Raw genomic sequence first — 18,565 nt, forward strand, 5'->3', positions numbered from 1 at the left:
AAGTGATCTTTATATTGCTTGCTGAACTAGATTTTGTTTTTTATAAAGTGTTCTTTTTGTACGGTCAACAACCTCGCCAGCCAGTTGTCCGCATGCTGCATCAATATCATCACCACGTGTCTTACGAACAATTACTGTAAAACCGTATCCCATCAGTGTTTTCATAAAACGGTCAATACGTGTATTAGAGCAGCGAGCATACGGTGCTCCTGGGAATGGATTCCAAGGAATTAAATTAATTTTACTAGGTACATCTTTAAGAAATTTTGCCAGCTCGTGCGCATGCTCAACGCCATCGTTAATTTGATTAAGTAATACATATTCAATTGTTACTTTACCATGATTGGCATTTGAAGTAGCAAGATAGCGTAAAATAGAATCACGTAACATTGCCATATTATATTTTTGATTTATTGGCATAATTTCACTTCTAATCTTATCGTTTGGAGCATGAAGTGAAATGGCTAATGCTACATCAATCATACCAGCTAGTTTATCTAAAGCGGGAACAACTCCTGACGTTGATAGTGTGACACGCCTTTTTGATAAACCATAACCAAAATCATCTAACATGATTTCCATAGCTGGTGCCACGTTAGATAAATTAAGTAGTGGTTCACCCATCCCCATCATAACGACATTGGTGATAGGTCTATCAGCAAGTTTACCGGTTACACCAATAGCATTTGATGCCCGCCACACTTGCCCAATAATTTCAGAGACAGTTAAATTCCGATTAAATCCTTGTTGCGCTGTGGAACAAAATTTACACGCTAATGCACAGCCAACTTGTGATGAAACACACAATGTTGCACGATCACGCTCAGGAATATAAACAGATTCAATCATTTGATTATTTCCAACATCAAGCGCCCATTTAATTGTGCCGTCTGATGAGCGTTGCTCCATTGCAATCCTCGGTGCTTTAATTTCAGCTAAAGTTTTTAGTTGCTCACGTAACTTTTTATTGATATCGGTCATTTGATCGAAATCATCTATCCCAAAATGATAGATCCATTTCATCACTTGATCGGCTCGAAATGGCTTTTCGCCAAGTGATATAAAAAACTCTCTTAATTGCTGGCGTGTAAAATTGAGTAAATTTATTTTTTCGTTTGTGTGATTAGTTGTATTAAGATTCATTGTATTTGTAACGCCTGAACAATTAATAGACGTGTTGGATGTAGATGGTGTTAACATAAGGCCTCGTTTTTACACATTATGGCTATTTCAATTTTTAGGAAAAAGATTATACTGTTTTTAACTTAATCTGGCTAATAGAATATTGGTAATGCTCAAAAGATGAAAAATTCAACACCACTTAACAAAATGGGCAGTTTGATTTCAAACTTAGCGTTACTTTTATTTTCTACTTTTACTATGGCACAACAAATCCCCCTAAATAAACTGATTGGACAGTTTGATGAAAAAAAAGACGATAATTTTATTGCCTTAGACTCAACCATACTGCCGGTTAATAAAAAAGGAATGTATCTGCAGAAAGAGCCAACAGAGCAACTTATTAAAGCATATAATGACTTTAAAAAAGTTCACCCAGACATTCCTTTTGTTGTAGTAAGTGCAACGCGGAATTACGCTTACCAAAATGGAATTTGGCAACGGAAATGGGATGCTTTATCTGCTAAGTTCAATGATCCGCAAAAAATTGCGAAACAGATTTTAAAATATTCATCCATTCCAGGAACTTCTCGCCATCATTGGGGTACAGATATCGATATTACGAGTGTTTCTTCAGAATATTTTAGAAATGATAAAAAAGGCGTAATTCTTTATAAGTGGCTTCAAGAAAATCTTCCCAAATATGGATTTTGCCAAGCATTTAATGATGGAAGAAAAGGAGGATATCAACCTGAAGAATGGCATTGGTCATACAAACCGATCGCTAGCCAATATATTGCGCAATATCAAGCTATATTAGAAAGCGATCCAAATGCTATCATGAAAGCTTTAACTTTTACAGGTCACGATAAAATCAAGTTGGAAAACCTAGTTAAAGAGTATGTGTTAACTGTTAATACTGATTGTTATTAACATGTTTTTATTATTAAAGTTTTCTCCAATATGGCAAACTTATTGTTACAATAAGACCACCCCCATCGCGATTAGTTGCTTGGATAGTGCCGTTATGCATAATGACAGTTTTTCTGGCTATTGCTAACCCTAACCCATAACCTTTGCCTAATTGGGGAGACTGAATACGAACGAACGGTTCAAAAATACTGGATAGTTTATTAGCTTCAACGCCAGGTCCACGATCTTTTACTTCAATTTGCAAATACTTGCCTGTTTCTTTTAATGAAACTTCTACAGCTTGTCCTGCCCGTGAAAAGCGAATAGCATTACGGATAATGTTTTCAATAGCACGGCGTATTTGTTCTGAATTGCCTTTAACAATTGAATGAGTAATTGATGATGAAATGAAATGTACATCAATTAACTGGTGGTTCGCCTCATAGTTAGCGTCATTGATAACTACACTTATTAAATCTTTTAAGTCAAAATATTCATCGGTGCGACTACTCATTTCGGCTCGAGAATAATTTAGAATCTCACCAATTAGCTGATCTAATCGTTGTGACTCTAACTCTATCCTAGCCAAAGCCGTATCAATGTTTTGTTTATTTTGTTGAGCAAGCCCAATTGCTAGCTGTAAACGAGCAAGTGGCGTTCTGAGTTCATGAGAGACATCATGAAGGAGAGATTGACGATCAGAGATCAATATATTAAGTTGTTCAACCATCATGTCGAAATCTTTACCTAGCTCACTCAACTCATCGCGGCGAGGTTTTAATTTATTAAATAATCGGACAGAAAGATCGCCTTGAGATACCCTAAAAAAGCCTTGCCTTAATAGTCTCATAGGTCTGGTTAAATTCCATGCTAAAAAAAGACTAAAGACAAGTCCAACACATATTCCCATTAATACTATTGGCATTGGCATATTGAACAATGTTTTTTTAGTATGATCGTCCTTATCTTCTTTAAATGAAACAGAATAAAGCGTTCCGTCAGGCGCTGCAGCCATACGTTGATAAACATATGTTGGCGTTTCTAATTCATCAGTCAGTATATTGACTTGCTCATTTATTGGAGAAACTAATTTTATTGATAATAAAGCCCTTTCTTGTTCGGGCAAATGCGCAATAAAATTAAGTGTTTCATCTTCACCTGCCACATGTAATAACTGCGCAATCATATCGACTTTTGTCGGCATATGATTGAGGAATCTTTGATTTTTATTTTCTACATAAATCGAAAACGCAATCCAAGTTAATTGGAAGGTGAGATAAAAAATGACCCAAAATATAATGAGTATTTTCCAAAATAATCGACGATTCATACTAAAGCCTATTGGTCGTTAACGGATACGGTAACCGACTGCTCTAATTGTTTCAATCGTTACATCATTTTGTGCTATTTGATGTAATTTTTGACGAATATTACTAATATGAACATCGACACTGCGATCGTAAAGTTCTCGTGCTCGACCAAGGCCAATTTCCGATAACTCTTCTTTAGTAACCACTCGCTCACTATGTTTTACCAATAAAACTAATAAATTAAACTCGGTTGATGTCAAATCAATGACTTGTCCATTCCAAGTACATAATCGTTGTGGTAGATCTAAAGTTAAACCATTAAAATGATATTTTTTATCATCAACCATTTCAACTGAACGTTCATCAAAACGACGTAAAACAGCACGTAATCTAGCTAATAATTCTCGAGGATAACATGGTTTAGGGATATAATCATCCGCCCCCAATTCTAACCCCAATACACGATCAATATTGTCGCCTTTGGCTGTTAACATAATAACTGGCATATTACATTGTTGACGTATGCTTTTAAGGACATCAATGCCATTAATATCAGGCAACATGACATCTAAAATTGCGGCACGATATTTTCCTGATAATGCTTCATCAATACCATCTTTACCTAAATAAACACTTTTGATATTAAAACCTTCATTAGTCAAATATTCGCTAAGCATTTGTGATAGTTCAATATCATCATCAATTAATAAAATATTTATCATAATCGCAATCGCCATTGTTATTTAATTTAGATTTTTACATTATTGCAATAATAAAAAAAAAGTCAGGTTCTTTTACTAAAATATTACATATTTTGAACGATCCCAGATGTTTTAATTTACTGTTATTAATAATGTAAAAAAGTTTTAGGTTAGCTATATGTTGTAGCATATGTACTAACCCAAGAACATAAGTGGAATTGATTGTTTATTATGCAATTAAATCATTCAATTCTCAGCTAAGATATAATAAAGTAATATGTTAATGTTTCATCATCAAATATCTACTTTATAGATAGAATATGGAGATAAAAAATAAAACCACAAGTAATTAGGAAAGAATAAATTTGCAGAAGTTTGAAGTCTTACCAGCTTTAGGATTGACAAAGCCAATATTGTTGTATTTTCTGCTTCTGTTACCGTCAAATAGCTAAAAATAACAATTAAAATATGCTTATGTTTTCCCTAATTTAGTAAAAAAGCATGCTCATTATCTTTAGAGCCAGTCGGGTATGCGTGAACAGCCATATCTTACTGGCGAGGTTACTGATGTGTCAAAGCTGAACTTAAAGTACCAAAAACATTATAACAAAAAATTGCTAGCAATTCATTGAGTTGGGTGTGTTAAAATTGTTAACAATAATCCATCCAACGAAGAAATCAGTACTTCAGCTAAAAACGCCCTTGCTAACGACTGGATTGGCGGTTATCAAATTTTATACTTTTAGCGCTTCTAATATAATCAATCAGTGCATTTTTTTAAAATTGTGCTGGACAATGTTATTTTTTATGCGTAATATTTCGTCCTGCTTCTATGGTGGCTATAGCTCAGTTGGTAGAGCCCTGGATTGTGATTCCAGTTGTCGTGGGTTCGAATCCCATTAGCCACCCCATTCAATAGGGCACCACATCTAACGGCGAGTAGCGCAGCTTGGTAGCGCAACTGGTTTGGGACCAGTGGGTCGGAGGTTCGAATCCTCTCTCGCCGACCAATTTTAAATTAAAAGCCTCTTTATTTTAGTAGGGTTTTATTGCCTTCTAATTGATCGATTTATTACTGATATTCTAACAAATATTTCAAAAGATTGTTTATTCTCTTCTCTTCTCTTATAAATTCCATCTGAAGTTACTATGTATTTCTACCATTTTTTATTTTTACCTTAATGATTTTGTGTATTGATACTGAAAATTGTGATCAAGGCAACAATATTGGCACTAAAAATTAGTAACATGTATTTTTTTATTTCTTTTTCACAGATTGTTGTGTAGATTTAAATACACATTTTGGATTAATGAATCCAAAAAATGGGGGAAGTGCCTTTGGAATATCGTGATGTTGCCTCTAAAACTTATGTTGAAGAACAAATTAAAGCAAATCCGTCTGTTATTAAGAAAATACCAACAGAAAGAGGGCTTGCTGAACACTTTAATGTTAGTCGAACAACAGTAAAAAAAGCATTACATAGCTTAATGCTAGAAGGCTATTTATTCAATAATGGGAAAAATTTAGAATGTAGTAAAGCTTTTGAAATAAATATGTTAAAAATGTCTTCATTAAGTGAAGAAGTTAAACAAGCTGATAATGCTCAAATCAAAATAAAAGTCATTTCTAATAAAATCATTACAATGCCCGCTGAACTAAGAATATTTTTTGGTTCAAATGAACAATTAACTAGAATTATAAGACAGCGTGTATTAGGTGAAATTCCACTATCATATGAAATTACCTACTTATCATCCCAAAAGTTCAAAAAACTAGATCAAATGGATTTAAATAATGTTTCTCTTTATCAGTTTTTGAAAGATCACTACCACCTTGTTCCAAGCCACGGGCGTGAAGAGATTACTTATGAAGTAGTAACCAAGGATAAAGCAACGTATTTACAATTGATTGAAGGTACACCAATTTATAAGGTGTCAAGTTACAGTTTTGATATTAATTTTCAGCCTTTTGAACATACCGTTCAATATTTAGTAGGAAATAAATTTAGATATCATTTGTCTGCTAAAAATATTTTTGATTACGGGGAAAAATATAAATGAGTTTATTTGTAAAAATAGCAGCTCATTTAATGGAGCAAATTAAAGCAGGACAATATGGCGTAGGTTCAGAATTACCCCCAGAAGGAAAATTACAAAAAGATTATGATGTAAGTAGAACAACTATTCGAAAAGCAATTGATCTATTAGTTAATAAAAATTTGGTTGTTAGGAAAAAAGGCGTTGGTTTATTCGTTGCACCAACTCTTTCTACTCAAACGATTCTAAAAATGACAGGCATTATTAAACCTCATATTTATGGAAACCATAAGAAAGTTATTAAAGAATCTTACCTAAGGCAAGCAGGAAACTATTATAGTCAATTATTAAAAATAAAGCCTACTGAACTCATGTATTACATTAGCTTTTTAGAGGTCTCTGAAAAAAATGTAGTAAAAGAAATTTTTTTATTGCCTCTTAGCTATTTTCCTGACTTTCAAGTTTCCATAATAAAAGTTTTATCACCGCTCGAAATTACTAATTCAGGAAAGAGAAAAGTAGATAAATTAGAACAAGATTTGCAGTTAACTGCAGCCAATGCTGAATTAGCCAAACAGTTACAGTGCAAAATAAATGATCCATTATTTAAAATTTCTAATCACTATTTTGATATTAATAGCGAACCAATTGCCATTGAATATAAGTTTGCTTGCAATACTAAATATGTGGTCGATTTCACCTAGGAGGTACACCAATGATTAAATTATTACGTGTTGATCATCGCTTATTACATGGTCAAGTTGTTGTTTCATGGTTCAAAAATGTTGGAGCAAATACTATTTTAGTTGCCAACGATATTGTTGCAAGTGATGAATTACGTAAGTCTGCCATTCGTTTAGCTAAGCCTGATGATGCAAAATTAGTGATGAAATCAATAGATGACAGCATTGAAGCTATTAATTCAGGTATAACCGACAAATATCAAATGCTAATTGTTGTTGAATCTGTTGCTGACGCTGAAAAACTAATACGAAACACTCAAGATAAAATAGTAAGTCTTAATTTAGGTGGAACTAAGCCTCGAGAAGGAACCAAAAATTATTCTAAAACTATTAATCTAACCGATCTAGAAGCAGATTTATTAACAGGATTACAACAAGATGGAGTTGATGTCTACATTCAACAAGTTCCAAATGAATTAAAGCAAAAATTTGAAAAATAGTTTAGAGGATACATAAAATGAGTATCGAATTAACAGCCATTTTTTTAGCTTTGATTGCGATGTTAGCAAACGGTGAATATTTTTTAGGTTCATCAATGTTATCAAGACCATTAGTGACTTGTACCTTAGCTGGTTTAGTCATGGGGGACATCACACAAGGCATTATTATTGGGGCAACATTAGAATTAGCTTTTGTTGGATCGTTTTCTATTGGGGCATCTATTCCCCCTGAAATTATCTCAGGGAGTATTTTAGGTACCGCCTTTGCAATAGGTGCAGGTAAAAGTACGGAAATAGCTTTAACGCTAGGTATTCCGATTGCTTCATTTGTTTTATTAGTTAAAAACTTATGCTTTCTTTTTATCCTTCCTTATTTTGTTCATAAAGCCGATCAATACGCATGTGAAGGTAATGGTAAAGGAATGGATCGAATGAATCTATTAGGTGGATTCTTTTCTGTTAATCTTCCAATTGGTTTAGTTGTAGGATTATCTTATCTATTTGGCAGTTCTGCTATCAATGACTTATTAGAAATGATTCCTAAATTTATTATAGATGGTTTAGGTATAGCAACAGGATTATTACCTGCGTTTGGCTTTGCTATGTTAATGAAAATAATGATAAAAAAAACCAATGCAACATTCTTTGTTCTTGGTTTTGCTTTGGCTGTTTATATGAAAGTGCCTGTTACTGGAGTGGCCATCTTCGGTGCGTGTATTGCTCTAATTTTGACAGGTTATTCCGCATTTAATGGAAAAAAAGACGTAATAGAGGATGGTAATCAAAGGTTAAATAATAATACTGGCGACACTTTAGGTATACAGGAGATCAATTATGAAAATGAAGAATTCTAAATTAATAACCAATAAAGAATTAACAAGGACGTTCTGGCGATCTTTTACTGCTGAGTGGTCATGGAATTATGAACGACAAATGAACTTAGGTTATTCCTATGCTATGCGTCCTGCTTTAGATAAAATTTACAGCAATAACAAAGAAGAATTAACTGATGCTTATCAACGGCATTTAGAATTCTACAATATTACACCATGGTTAATCACTTTTCCTTTAGGAATTTCTATTGCTATGGAAGAACAAAATGCGACAGATAGTAATTTTGATAAAAGCTCTGTTAATGACGTCAAAATAGCGTTAATGGGACCATTAAGTGGTTTAGGTGATTCATTTTTCTGGGGAACACTACGTGTTATAGCGACCGGAATAGGTACTTCTTTAGCACTTGAAGGTAATATTTTAGGTCCTCTTTTATTTTTATTAATTTTTAATATTCCTGCAATGTTAGTACGTTATTTTGGTTTATTAATCGGATATAACATTGGGGCATCGTTTATTGAAAAAGTTCAAAAGACTGGACTAATGGATAAATTATCCTATGGCGCATCAGTTTTGGGACTTTGTGTGGTTGGGGCTATGGTTGCCACCATGGTGACATTAAATATGCCATTAAAATTAGGTTCGGGCACAAACGCTTCATCTTTACAAGATATTTTTGATGGTGTTATGCCACAAATCTTACCTTTACTTTTTACACTATTTATCTTTGTGTTAGTCAAAAAAGGGATTAAAGCCCACTGGATTCTCTTATTAATTGCTGCTATTGGTATTTTTGGTGCTTGGAGTGGATTATTAGGCTAGTAAGGAGAAAAAATGAAAAGTATCGCAGATTATGTCGCATTAGAACCTGAATATTATCAAAATATTTTAAATAACCATCAAACATTATTTGGCAATACCATTGATTTAAGTAAAGTTAAACAACTTAACGCAATTGTTATATTTGCAACAGGTTCAAGTGCTAATGCCGCTTATGGTGCAAGACCTTTAATGAGCAAATTATTAAAGGTACCTGTCTATATTGAAGATCCATCAATGGCAGCCAATTACTTACACTATGGTGATCTTAATACCTTGTATCTTGCTATTTCACAAGGAGGAGAAAGCTACTCAACTATTCACTTGGTTGAACAATTTGTTCATAACAATCAAACTATTTACACACTTACCAGTAATTCACAAAGCCCATTATATCAGGTAAGCAACCATGTGTTATCTATGGGAATGCCTGTTGAAGAAATGCCTTATGTAAGTGCTGGTTATAGTGTAACGATTCTCGATTTAATATTAATCACGTTAACTATTGGTCAAAAAATAGGGGAAATAAATCAAGAGCAATTTGAATTATATTTTAATCAGATACAAAAAATAACTCAGTCACTACCACAAATCATTAAACAATCACAAGATTGGGTAAATCAAAATCAAGATCTTTTTTATCATTCTAAAAGAGTGATTTTGATTGGTTATGGTGCAACTTATGGTGTAGCTAGAGAAGGGGAGACCAAATTCACAGAAACAGTAAGAAATACTGCTTTTGGTAAAGAACTAGAAGAGTATATGCACGGTCCATACTTAGGTCTACATACGGATGATTGTATTATTTTTATCGAACCTCATGGGCGACTAGCACAACGAGCGGAATCTTTAAAAGAATTTTTAAAGCAGTATGTTCCCAACATTTCAACTATTTATGCAAACACCACCAGTTGCTTCAACGCGAGGGATTTATGCCTAAATATTAAATGTGATGAATTGTTAACTTCGTTATTTATGACAATACCTATTCACTTATTAAGTTATCAAGTATCACAATTAAAAGGACACAATCTTGAAAAATCAACATATCCAGAATTTGACCAAATAACTAAATCTAAAATTAAGAGGATTATAAAATGAGAAAATTTGATGAACAAAAAGAACTAGACAGCATGAATGGCGCATTAGCTTTACGTCCAAAAATCAATCAATTTATCGATCAAATCCACAAACGTGGTTATAGCAATGTTTGTTGGTTGGGTATTGGTGGTACTTATGCATCTTCAATGCAAGCTGTTGTACACATGAAAGAAAAATCAGCTATTGAAACTTTTATTCAACATGCAGCTGAATACTTAGTAACAGGTAATAAGAGAATTACTAAAGATACATTGATTATTATTTCATCTGTTACGGGCTCAACCCAAGAGGTAGTTCAAGCTATCGATAAGATTCAAAAACAAGTCGGCGCTACAGTTTTAGCTTTTTTGGATAAAGCTGATTCCCCATTAGGTAAAATGGCTGATCATGTTATCTCTTACCCAATGAATGAGCAATTAAAATTCTTTATGGCTGCTGATCGTTTAATGTTTTTAGCTGATGAGTTTTCTGATTATGATGAATTTTATCAACAAATGGATCAACATTTTGCAAAAAATATCGTCGCTGTAGCCAAAAAAGCTGATAAATTTGGACAAGAAGTTGCTGAAAAACATCATAATGATGCGATGCATTATTTTGTGGGAGCAGGAAATCAATGGGGGGCGACTTATTCACATGCAATGTGTTATTGGGAAGAACAACATTGGTTACGCTCAAAATCCATTGAATCAGCCGAATTTTTCCATGGTACTTTAGAAGTTATCGATCGTGATACCGCAGTTACTGTTTATGTTGGTGAAGATACTCAGCGCCCATTAAGTGAAAGGGTTGCAAGGTTTTTACCTCAAATTTGTGGGAATTACACCATTATTGATACTAAAGACTACGAATTACCAGGTATATCAGAAAAATATCGTGGCAATCTTTCTCCATTTGTTTTTCGAGCTATTAATAATCGTATTGATGCATATGTTGAGCATTTAAATCGTCATCCAATGACGATTCGCCGTTATTATCGTTGCTTGGATTATTAAGGAGTGCAATAGCAATGATTGCAGTATTAGTAAGTACTCATGGATCTACAGCTAATAGCATGATTGAAACAGCTGAAATGATTTGTGGTAAACAATCTCAATGTGAGGCAGTGCCTTTTCTAATGGGGCAATCTTTAGATGATTTTCAACAGCAGATTGAGCAGAAGTTAGAAGAGTTAACACGTGAAAGTTCTAATGTTTTATGTTTTGTTGATTTAAAAGGAGGAACACCATTTAACTCACTGGCCAAATTGGTGGTGAATTACCCCAGTATTAACATTGTCACTGGTGTAAATATTCCAATGTTATTAACAACCTTTATGCTAAGAGATGATGAAAAAAATTTAAATAATCTATTACCCCAAATAATTGAAGCGTCAGTACAAGGCATTGAACAGTATAATATGGTTTCAATCACTGATCATAAAAGCCAAAATGAGGAATTTTAAGCATGCTATTCTTCGTCTATCGTGTTTAATTAATCCTTTTGAATTAGGTAATTTTGTTGTCTAGAAAACAAAATTACCTTTTTTAAAATGAGTCGAACAGAAAACTGCTTTGATAATGCGGTCGTTGAAATTTTTTTTCACACACTTAAAACCCATATTATTCATAGTTGTTACTATAAAACAAGGAAGTTGGCTAATAAAGCACTATTTAAAGATATTGAAATTTATTAGAACCGTATTCGTCGTCATTCAGCCAACGGCTGGATATATCCTGAACAATACGAACAACAATATTACTGAAACGGCAAAATGATAGAGGTGGGCACTGTCTAATATTTTGGCGAGGATCAAATTGCATATATTTATTTTGTAGTTATTTGGTAAATAATAGATAGTGAAAAGGATTTATAAAAAAACCACTCGCACGACCGAGTGGTTTATATTGATAAATTAATTTTATACTGACGAAATAAATTACATCATTCCGCCCATACCACCCATGCCACCCATACCACCCATACCACCAGCAGCACCTAAATCAGCTTTATCATCTTTAGGTAAATCAGTTACCATACATTCAGTGGTAATCATAAGACCAGCAACAGATGCCGCATATTGTAATGCGCTACGAGTTACCTTAGTTGGATCTAAAATACCCATTGCAATCATATCGCCATACTCTTCGGTTGCAGCATTGTAACCATAGTTACCTTTACCACCTTTAACAGAGTTAACAACAACAGAAGCTTCTTCACCACAGTTAGTCACGATTTGGCGTAATGGTGCTTCCATTGCACGAAGTGCAACTTTAATACCCACGTTTTGATCTTCGTTTGCACCTTTAAGTTCTGTAATTGCTGACGCTGCGCGAACAAGGGCAACACCACCACCAGCAACTACACCTTCTTCAACAGCAGCACGAGTTGCATGTAAAGCGTCTTCTACGCGTGCTTTTTTCTCTTTCATTTCAACTTCAGTTGCAGCACCGACTTTAATTACAGCAACACCACCAGCCAGTTTGGCAACGCGTTCTTGAAGTTTTTCTTTATCATAGTCAGAAGTTGATTCTTCGATTTGTTTACGGATTTGCTCAACACGAGCAGAGATTAAAGACTCTTCACCAACGCCATCAATAATTGTAGTATTGTCTTTATTGATAACAACACGTTTGGCTTGACCTAAATCTTCAAGTGTTGCTTTTTCAAGTTCTAAACCGATTTCTTCTGAAATAACGGTACCAGCAGTTAAGATAGCAATATCTTGTAACATTGCTTTACGACGATCACCAAAACCAGGTGCTTTTACCGCAGCAACTTTAACAATACCACGCATGGTGTTAACAACTAATGTTGCTAATGCTTCACCTTCAACATCCTCTGCGATAATTAATAAAGATTTACCTGCTTTAGCTACAGCCTCTAAAACGGGTAATAATTCACGAATGTTAGAGATTTTTTTGTCTACTAATAAGATATAAGGGCTTTCTAATTCAACAGTTGCCGTTTCTGGTTTGTTGATAAAGTATGGAGATAAATAACCACGATCAAATTGCATACCTTCAACAACATCAAGCTCATCTTGTAAGCCTGTACCATCTTCAACGGTGATAACGCCTTCTTTACCTACTTTTTCCATTGCTTGCGCAATTAAAGTACCAACAGTTTCATCGGAGTTAGCTGAAATTGTACCAACTTGTGCAATTGCTTTAGAATCAGCACATGGCGAAGATAATTTTTTAAGCTCTTCAACCGCAGCAACAACTGCTTTATCAATACCCCGTTTTAAATCCATTGGATTCATACCCGCAGCAACAGCTTTTAATCCTTCATTAACAATCGCTTGAGCAAGCACGGTTGCAGTAGTTGTACCATCACCCGCAGCATCATTCGCTTTAGATGCCACTTCTTTCACCATTTGTGCACCCATATTTTCGAATTTATCTTCTAATTCGATTTCGCGAGCAACAGAAACACCGTCTTTAGTAATTGTCGGTGCACCAAATGATTTATCTAATACTACGTTACGTCCTTTTGGGCCTAAAGTCACTTTAACTGCATCAGCTAATACATTAACGCCTTGAAGCATTTTGATGCGAGCATCATTACCAAATTTTACATCTTTAGCTGCCATCTTCGTATTTCTCCTAAATTCTGTCTATAAGTTTAATTATTTGCTGGTTATGCTTGAACAATAGCTAGAATATCGCTTTCTGATAAGATAAGCACTTCTTCATTATCGATTTTTTCTGTTTTAACGCCATATCCTTCATTAAAAATTACGATATCACCAACTTTAACATCTAACGGCTGAACTTGGCCATTTTCTAAAATGCGACCATTACCAACAGCTAAAACTTCACCACGTGTTGATTTACCAGCTGCTGAACCAGTTAAAACAATACCACCAGCTGATTTTGATTCTACTTCTTTGCGTTTAATGATCACACGATCATGCAATGGACGAATTTTCATTAGTTATCTCCTAGCACTAATTTTTAAATAGACAATTATTAAAAATAAATCATAAAATTACGATTTTATAATATAGTCCACTTTACATGGGGACTATTTTAAAATCTTCAAGAGAAAAAAATAAAAAAAATTCTAATTGATTATTTATTCATCATCTTTACGTTTAAACTCTCCCTCAATAATATCCTCATTTTGGTAACGTGTTTGTGATGATGCAAATGTTGATTTAATCGGCATTTTTCTAACAATAAATTTAACAATATGTTCTTGAACATTGGGTATTAATAAAATTGCACCTAAGATATCCGTCAAAAAACCAGGGATAAGCAATAAAAAACCAGCAAAAAGCAAGGCTACACTTTTAATGATTTCATTTTTAGGACTTTGCTTATTTGCTATTTTTTGTTGCATAATACTAAAATTTTTCAAGCCTTGAGATTTAACTAATGAAAAACCAAGAATAGACGTTGCAATAATACAAATTAAAGCAAGGAAAACCCCCATTGTATTTGCAACTGTTATGAAAAAGCTAACCTCAAAATAAACATAAATAAAAAAAATTATAAAACCAATAAATCGCATATAACAATTCCTATAAGCATAGAGATATATTATTAGAAACTAGCTATTAATATGAAGATGATTAGCTATTTTTCAACCAAATGATATATTTTTTTCAAAATATCTTACAAAAGGGATTGACTGATAATCACGAATCGTGTTTAATGTGCATCCATTGTTGCCCGGATAGCTCAGTCGGTAGAGCAGGGGATTGAAAATCCCCGTGTCCGTGGTTCGATTCCGCGTCCGGGCACCAATCACCAAATTCTAAGACCTGCTTCTAGCAGGTTTTTTTATGTCTAAAGCCTTTTCAAATAAACCTTTCACCTTGTTTCACTACTCAACCAAATTCAACTGAAATTACCCCAAATCAAGAGGAAAATAGGATACAAACCCGGATACATTTGGTTCGATAATGGCGTGTATCCATAAAATGGCTTTAAAGCCTTTGTTTGCAAGGGTTATAGAGAATTGCTTGCCAAGTGATTATGTATTCATTATTTGTACTGTTACTTTCAATTAATACCGTTACTACTTTATTCTTTTTGTAAATATTTATTTACATTACGCTGGTTGTTTGATCATAAGATAATTATGCAGTATTCATCTCCACCCATTCATATTCTGATGGATTGATCGTTTTATGAGAATAAGATTCTTACGTTAGCGTTTCACTATTTTACAAAGTCAAATATTAATTTTTATCGAATGTTTTCGATGTTTTATTGAGGTTAAAGACAAGATAAAAAAATAATCATTAAAGGTTAATTAATATTATTATATAAAAGAAAATTATTAGATAAATAACACCAATAACCCTCTATCTGAGTAAACCATCAGTTACTAAAACAGTAAAAAAATAATCTTGCTCCTTATCAAATAACTCTAATTTGATAAGGGCAACTAAATGCAAAATAAAAATTTTACTATTAATAAACAACTCAATGGTCAACTCATTGCACACCTAAATAAGCTACAAGATAGATACTCAAAAATTTTACCGATTCGAATCGACATTCATTATGCTAAAGATGATGAGTCCAATACTGATATTGAAACAACCAAAAAAGAAATAATGTACTTCCTCTATCAAGCTATGCAACTTGAACTTGATATTGTAGGGTATGCTGTTGTTATGGAATTTAATCAGAATGAACATATCCATTTTCATTCTGTTTTTTATGTAAATGGTCAAAAAAGGCAAAAATACTATCCTATTTACGTTGCTCTGGAAAATGCATGGTATGAACTGACTAAAGGTTATTTATATGATTGTCAGCGGAATAATTATCATATTAATGGGCTAAGGGTGATAAATCATCACGATGATGAAGCATTTCGTTCTGTTTGTTATATGCTTAGTTATTTAGCTAAAACAGAACAGAAATCATTTTTTAAAGAGTGTTATAGTGATTGTCTATTTTTAAGTAAAGTCCCGCCTCCAAGTCATCGAGGAAAACCTAGAACACTTGGTCTAAATAAATTTTTAATTTCTTCTCCTATTTAATAACCCCAAAAAAACATTTCCTTCATTTTGGAAAATCACTATGAATCTTTAAAAGTATGTTTATACAAATAAGTCAACAAAACAGACTAATTGCTATAGATACAATTCATATAAAGGAATAAAAAATGGACAACCATTATGACCTAATACTAAATAAGCTAAAAGTTCATCATATATCGTTACTTACAAGTTATGGAAAGTTATATCCAGTCAGAATGGATTTTGCCTATCATGATGATGCCTATCAAAGACAATATGGAGTAGATGCATATATGGATATGTTAAATTTATCTGATTTAACATTACTTTCCAATCATATTGTTAGCATTGCTTGGGTAATGGCTTTTAATAAACAATGCGGCTTTTATTTTCCAACCATGTTGTACTTTAGCTCAGAACAATATGCAAATTATAACGTTATTATGAATTCCGTTACCAATTTTTGGAAGAACGAAACTGATGGATATGGTATTAATGTTGAAAAAAAACTAACTCAGAATGCTTTATCTGAGTTAGCACAACTTTCGTGGAAGAAACATAATCCTCTTCATACTTTGTATATTAACAGCATGCATACTCTCAACCAAATTAATTGATCGTTTATAACGATCAATCAGATCCTAACTGATCGTTATAAACGATATGACAGAGCACAATATATTTCTAATAATAATGACGTATTTTTATTCAATAATAATTTAAGGAGATAAAATGACTAAATCTAATTATAGCGAATGTAATAGAGCGTTTATGAAATATATATTATTTATATTAATTAGTATATCGGGTGCATTTAGTAGTATTTGTGAAGCAAGTATGCCCCCAGCCTGCGATAGTAAAGAAACGGAAAAAGTCTTACTGTTCTTGGCACGTAAATATATTGATCCACTTTGGATAGGAAAGAACCGACGATTTACAGGTACTCAAACACTTAGCGCAAATAAAGAAGCAGAAGAATACCAATGTCGTACTCGTTTTTTGTACACAATGGTGGGGGATTCTAAAAATCATGTCATAACTTACACTATTTATTGGAATGATCCGGTAAAAAAACAATTTTCAGTAGAACTAAATAGTATTAGCAATAATCGTTAATCTCATTCGTGAGGCAAACTCATTTATCCTGTTTGCTTCATATTTCCCCAGTATATTAACTACACCCTTATTATAAATAATTTTAAATAGATATCATTAATTGAACATACCAATATGTCCGTTCAATTAACATTTTTATAAGGAGTGTACCATGTTAGATCGTCAAATATTACAAAACACCTTATTTTATTTATTAGAGCCTTATTACAATCATTTTCATTCTTTATTTAAGTCGACAAATAAGGAAGCATGATATGTCAGATAAATTACCTTTACTACTTAATAAACTCTATCAGCTTTGTTTGACCGGTGGTTATGGTTTTTCCTCTGCTTATACATTAGCCGAGCAACATAAAGCCAATTTTCCTTTACATTCAGATAATCTTGATAAACTAATCAAACATGAAACAGACAAAGCAACAGCTACAGGTTTTATCACAGGGTTAGGCGGAGTTGTAAGTTTACCTATAACTTTGCCAACAAACACCTTAAGTGTCTTGTTTATTCAAATGAGGCTCGTTACAACCATTGCTATCTTGCAAGGTCATGATGTGTATGATGAAAGAATCAAAATCTTAATTTTCTTATCATTATGTGTGATGGCAAGCAAGTTAAGATTACAGCAGTTTTGTTTAGCTACATTGATGAAACAGCCAAATGAAGTAATTCGTAAAATAAGCCTATCGGTCATTAAACAGCTTATTAGTATTATAAGTGCAAAGCATAGTTTAAAGTTAATTAAAATGATCCCGATTTTTGGTGGTGTGATGGGAGCTGTTGTTGATCGCATTATTACTTATCGCATTGGCCAATTTGCTAAAAAACAATTTAATCAAGTCTATTAGTTGAATAACACTAATAATTCAATTATCTAAAAATTCACCCATTTATAAATTTATCTCATTAATTTCAGTTTTTACATGAAGAGATTATGTTTTGCTCAGTCTTAATAGGAGAAAAAATGAAAACTAACTATTCAACAAAGCGCATTGTGACAACAGCGTTAAAATTGCTCGAAAAGCAGATGAAAATAGAAAAAAATCAGTTCACCAAAACGAAACAGGTTATTGATTACCTTAGATTAAAATTAACACAAAAAGAACGAGAACACTTTGTTGCTATGTACCTAAATAATCAACATCAGTTAATTAAAGTAGAAACACTTTTTATGGGTACAATTAACTCTGTAGAAATCCATCCCAGAGAAATAATTAAGCAAGCACTTAGGTATAATGCAGCAGCAGTTATTTTTGCCCATAATCATCCATCAGGCGAATCGCAACCCAGTAATGCAGATCGTAATATTAATCAAAAGCTAACAGAAATATTAAATATCGTTGATATCCGAGTATTAGATCACATTGTGATTGGTAAACAATCGTATTTTTCTTTTGCAGAGCGAAGTTGGCTCTAATTTTAAAATGCCTTCAATATATAAATTGATCGTTTTTAACGATCAATAAGATCTTAT

20 protein-coding genes, 3 tRNA genes and 1 pseudogene are annotated in these 18,565 nt (G+C 33.2%); 18 read left to right on the forward strand and 6 right to left on the reverse strand.

The window, feature by feature from the left end; translation table 11 throughout:
• Window positions 1-9: 9 nt before the first annotated feature.
• Window positions 10-1,143, reverse strand: coding sequence for a bifunctional tRNA (adenosine(37)-C2)-methyltransferase TrmG/ribosomal RNA large subunit methyltransferase RlmN (locus tag GQ593_RS06165; RefSeq protein ID WP_337189711.1), 1,134 nt, complete (start codon window positions 1,141-1,143; stop codon window positions 10-12).
• Between the two features lie 159 nt (window positions 1,144-1,302).
• Between GQ593_RS06165 and GQ593_RS06170 the strand changes: the two genes are divergently transcribed.
• A complete protein-coding gene (locus GQ593_RS06170) occupies window positions 1,303-2,052 on the forward strand; it encodes a M15 family metallopeptidase (RefSeq protein ID WP_160431256.1) in 750 nt (249 codons plus the stop codon).
• 13 nt (window positions 2,053-2,065) lie between these two features.
• On the opposite strand, the gene GQ593_RS06175 is transcribed toward GQ593_RS06170, so the two are convergent.
• Both GQ593_RS06175 and GQ593_RS06180 read right to left on the reverse strand, forming a co-directional pair.
• Window positions 2,066-3,361: an ATP-binding protein gene (locus tag GQ593_RS06175; protein WP_160431257.1), complete on the reverse strand. Its 1,296-nt coding sequence runs from the start codon at window positions 3,359-3,361 to the stop codon at window positions 2,066-2,068.
• Window positions 3,362-3,379: 18 nt separating this feature from the next.
• Window positions 3,380-4,060: a response regulator transcription factor gene (locus tag GQ593_RS06180; protein ID WP_065638031.1), complete on the reverse strand. Its 681-nt coding sequence runs from the start codon at window positions 4,058-4,060 to the stop codon at window positions 3,380-3,382.
• 817 nt (window positions 4,061-4,877) lie between these two features.
• On the opposite strand from GQ593_RS06180, the gene GQ593_RS06185 reads away from it, so the two are divergent.
• From GQ593_RS06185 to GQ593_RS13805, 11 genes and pseudogenes are all read left to right on the forward strand, one after another.
• Window positions 4,878-4,953: transfer RNA gene (locus tag GQ593_RS06185), tRNA-His, on the forward strand.
• Window positions 4,954-4,975: 22 nt separating this feature from the next.
• Window positions 4,976-5,052 (forward strand) — tRNA-Pro (locus GQ593_RS06190).
• A gap of 313 nt (window positions 5,053-5,365) precedes the next feature.
• On the forward strand, window positions 5,366-6,103 hold the full coding sequence (locus GQ593_RS06195) for a GntR family transcriptional regulator (protein WP_160402186.1): 738 nt from the start codon (window positions 5,366-5,368) through the stop codon (window positions 6,101-6,103).
• Complete coding sequence (locus GQ593_RS06200; protein WP_160431258.1) at window positions 6,100-6,783, forward strand: GntR family transcriptional regulator; 684 nt, start codon at window positions 6,100-6,102, stop codon at window positions 6,781-6,783. The genes GQ593_RS06195 and GQ593_RS06200 overlap by 4 nt, the downstream gene beginning before the upstream one ends.
• Before the next feature lie 11 nt (window positions 6,784-6,794).
• Window positions 6,795-7,262: a PTS sugar transporter subunit IIB gene (locus GQ593_RS06205; RefSeq protein WP_160431259.1), complete on the forward strand. Its 468-nt coding sequence runs from the start codon at window positions 6,795-6,797 to the stop codon at window positions 7,260-7,262.
• A gap of 17 nt (window positions 7,263-7,279) precedes the next feature.
• Window positions 7,280-8,116 carry a PTS mannose/fructose/sorbose/N-acetylgalactosamine transporter subunit IIC gene (locus GQ593_RS06210; protein WP_160431260.1) on the forward strand — a complete coding sequence of 279 codons (837 nt, stop codon included), beginning with the start codon at window positions 7,280-7,282 and terminating at the stop codon, window positions 8,114-8,116.
• Window positions 8,097-8,918 (forward strand): PTS system mannose/fructose/sorbose family transporter subunit IID, encoded by an 822-nt coding sequence (locus GQ593_RS06215; protein ID WP_160402183.1) that lies wholly within the window; start codon window positions 8,097-8,099, stop codon window positions 8,916-8,918. The genes GQ593_RS06210 and GQ593_RS06215 overlap by 20 nt, the downstream gene beginning before the upstream one ends.
• A gap of 12 nt (window positions 8,919-8,930) precedes the next feature.
• Window positions 8,931-10,016 carry an SIS domain-containing protein gene (locus tag GQ593_RS06220; RefSeq protein WP_160431261.1) on the forward strand — a complete coding sequence of 362 codons (1,086 nt, stop codon included), beginning with the start codon at window positions 8,931-8,933 and terminating at the stop codon, window positions 10,014-10,016.
• The gene (locus GQ593_RS06225) at window positions 10,013-11,011 is read left to right on the forward strand and encodes an SIS domain-containing protein (protein WP_160431262.1); all 999 of its coding nucleotides are present in this window, start codon (window positions 10,013-10,015) and stop codon (window positions 11,009-11,011) included. The genes GQ593_RS06220 and GQ593_RS06225 overlap by 4 nt, the downstream gene beginning before the upstream one ends.
• Before the next feature lie 14 nt (window positions 11,012-11,025).
• On the forward strand, window positions 11,026-11,460 hold the full coding sequence (locus GQ593_RS06230) for a PTS sugar transporter subunit IIA (protein ID WP_160431263.1): 435 nt from the start codon (window positions 11,026-11,028) through the stop codon (window positions 11,458-11,460).
• A gap of 87 nt (window positions 11,461-11,547) precedes the next feature.
• Window positions 11,548-11,760, forward strand: a pseudogene (locus tag GQ593_RS13805) (IS3 family transposase); the annotation flags it as partial.
• Between the two features lie 174 nt (window positions 11,761-11,934).
• On the opposite strand, the gene groL reads toward GQ593_RS13805, so the two are convergent.
• The 3 genes from groL to GQ593_RS06245 form a co-directional block, all read right to left on the reverse strand.
• Window positions 11,935-13,590, reverse strand: coding sequence for a chaperonin GroEL (gene groL, locus GQ593_RS06235; RefSeq protein WP_160431264.1), 1,656 nt, complete (start codon window positions 13,588-13,590; stop codon window positions 11,935-11,937).
• Window positions 13,591-13,637: 47 nt separating this feature from the next.
• On the reverse strand, window positions 13,638-13,931 hold the full coding sequence (locus GQ593_RS06240) for a co-chaperone GroES (RefSeq protein ID WP_034915350.1): 294 nt from the start codon (window positions 13,929-13,931) through the stop codon (window positions 13,638-13,640).
• 144 nt (window positions 13,932-14,075) lie between these two features.
• Window positions 14,076-14,513 (reverse strand): FxsA family protein, encoded by a 438-nt coding sequence (locus GQ593_RS06245; protein WP_160431265.1) that lies wholly within the window; start codon window positions 14,511-14,513, stop codon window positions 14,076-14,078.
• A 159-nt stretch (window positions 14,514-14,672) separates the two neighbouring features.
• Here GQ593_RS06245 and GQ593_RS06250 point away from each other — a divergent pair.
• The 6 genes from GQ593_RS06250 (at window position 14,673) to radC (ending at window position 18,508) form a co-directional block, all read left to right on the forward strand.
• A tRNA-Phe gene (locus GQ593_RS06250) sits at window positions 14,673-14,748 on the forward strand.
• 651 nt (window positions 14,749-15,399) lie between these two features.
• On the forward strand, window positions 15,400-15,999 hold the full coding sequence (locus GQ593_RS06255; RefSeq protein ID WP_160431266.1) for an inovirus-type Gp2 protein: 600 nt from the start codon (window positions 15,400-15,402) through the stop codon (window positions 15,997-15,999).
• A gap of 125 nt (window positions 16,000-16,124) precedes the next feature.
• On the forward strand, window positions 16,125-16,595 hold the full coding sequence (locus GQ593_RS06260) for a hypothetical protein (protein WP_160431267.1): 471 nt from the start codon (window positions 16,125-16,127) through the stop codon (window positions 16,593-16,595).
• 115 nt (window positions 16,596-16,710) lie between these two features.
• Window positions 16,711-17,094, forward strand: coding sequence for a hypothetical protein (locus tag GQ593_RS06265; RefSeq protein ID WP_160431268.1), 384 nt, complete (start codon window positions 16,711-16,713; stop codon window positions 17,092-17,094).
• Between the two features lie 254 nt (window positions 17,095-17,348).
• A complete protein-coding gene (locus GQ593_RS06270; protein WP_160431269.1) occupies window positions 17,349-17,939 on the forward strand; it encodes an EcsC family protein in 591 nt (196 codons plus the stop codon).
• A gap of 116 nt (window positions 17,940-18,055) precedes the next feature.
• Window positions 18,056-18,508 carry a RadC family protein gene (gene radC / locus GQ593_RS06275; protein ID WP_202115391.1) on the forward strand — a complete coding sequence of 151 codons (453 nt, stop codon included), beginning with the start codon at window positions 18,056-18,058 and terminating at the stop codon, window positions 18,506-18,508.
• Window positions 18,509-18,565: the final 57 nt, after the last annotated feature.

Origin of the sequence: Gilliamella sp. Pas-s25, assembly GCF_009795885.1 — a bacterium.
Lineage (GTDB): Bacteria > Pseudomonadota > Gammaproteobacteria > Enterobacterales > Orbaceae > Gilliamella.

Excerpts from the sequence above, each read along its gene's own strand:
- GQ593_RS06165 (WP_337189711.1), bottom strand. The coding sequence starts at position 1,143 with ATGAATCTTAATACAACTAATCACACAAACGAAAAAATAAATTTACTC.
- GQ593_RS06170 (WP_160431256.1), top strand. The coding sequence starts at position 1,303 with ATGAAAAATTCAACACCACTTAACAAAATGGGCAGTTTGATTTCAAAC.
- GQ593_RS06175 (WP_160431257.1), bottom strand. The coding sequence starts at position 3,361 with ATGAATCGTCGATTATTTTGGAAAATACTCATTATATTTTGGGTCATT.
- GQ593_RS06195 (WP_160402186.1), top strand. The coding sequence starts at position 5,366 with ATGGGGGAAGTGCCTTTGGAATATCGTGATGTTGCCTCTAAAACTTAT.
- GQ593_RS06200 (WP_160431258.1), top strand. The coding sequence starts at position 6,100 with ATGAGTTTATTTGTAAAAATAGCAGCTCATTTAATGGAGCAAATTAAA.
- GQ593_RS06205 (WP_160431259.1), top strand. The coding sequence starts at position 6,795 with ATGATTAAATTATTACGTGTTGATCATCGCTTATTACATGGTCAAGTT.
- GQ593_RS06210 (WP_160431260.1), top strand. The coding sequence starts at position 7,280 with ATGAGTATCGAATTAACAGCCATTTTTTTAGCTTTGATTGCGATGTTA.
- GQ593_RS06215 (WP_160402183.1), top strand. The coding sequence starts at position 8,097 with ATGAAAATGAAGAATTCTAAATTAATAACCAATAAAGAATTAACAAGG.
- GQ593_RS06220 (WP_160431261.1), top strand. The coding sequence starts at position 8,931 with ATGAAAAGTATCGCAGATTATGTCGCATTAGAACCTGAATATTATCAA.
- GQ593_RS06225 (WP_160431262.1), top strand. The coding sequence starts at position 10,013 with ATGAGAAAATTTGATGAACAAAAAGAACTAGACAGCATGAATGGCGCA.
- GQ593_RS06230 (WP_160431263.1), top strand. The coding sequence starts at position 11,026 with ATGATTGCAGTATTAGTAAGTACTCATGGATCTACAGCTAATAGCATG.
- groL (WP_160431264.1), bottom strand. The coding sequence starts at position 13,590 with ATGGCAGCTAAAGATGTAAAATTTGGTAATGATGCTCGCATCAAAATG.
- GQ593_RS06240 (WP_034915350.1), bottom strand. The coding sequence starts at position 13,931 with ATGAAAATTCGTCCATTGCATGATCGTGTGATCATTAAACGCAAAGAA.
- GQ593_RS06245 (WP_160431265.1), bottom strand. The coding sequence starts at position 14,513 with ATGCGATTTATTGGTTTTATAATTTTTTTTATTTATGTTTATTTTGAG.
- GQ593_RS06255 (WP_160431266.1), top strand. The coding sequence starts at position 15,400 with ATGCAAAATAAAAATTTTACTATTAATAAACAACTCAATGGTCAACTC.
- GQ593_RS06260 (WP_160431267.1), top strand. The coding sequence starts at position 16,125 with ATGGACAACCATTATGACCTAATACTAAATAAGCTAAAAGTTCATCAT.
- GQ593_RS06265 (WP_160431268.1), top strand. The coding sequence starts at position 16,711 with ATGACTAAATCTAATTATAGCGAATGTAATAGAGCGTTTATGAAATAT.
- GQ593_RS06270 (WP_160431269.1), top strand. The coding sequence starts at position 17,349 with ATGTCAGATAAATTACCTTTACTACTTAATAAACTCTATCAGCTTTGT.
- radC (WP_202115391.1), top strand. The coding sequence starts at position 18,056 with ATGAAAACTAACTATTCAACAAAGCGCATTGTGACAACAGCGTTAAAA.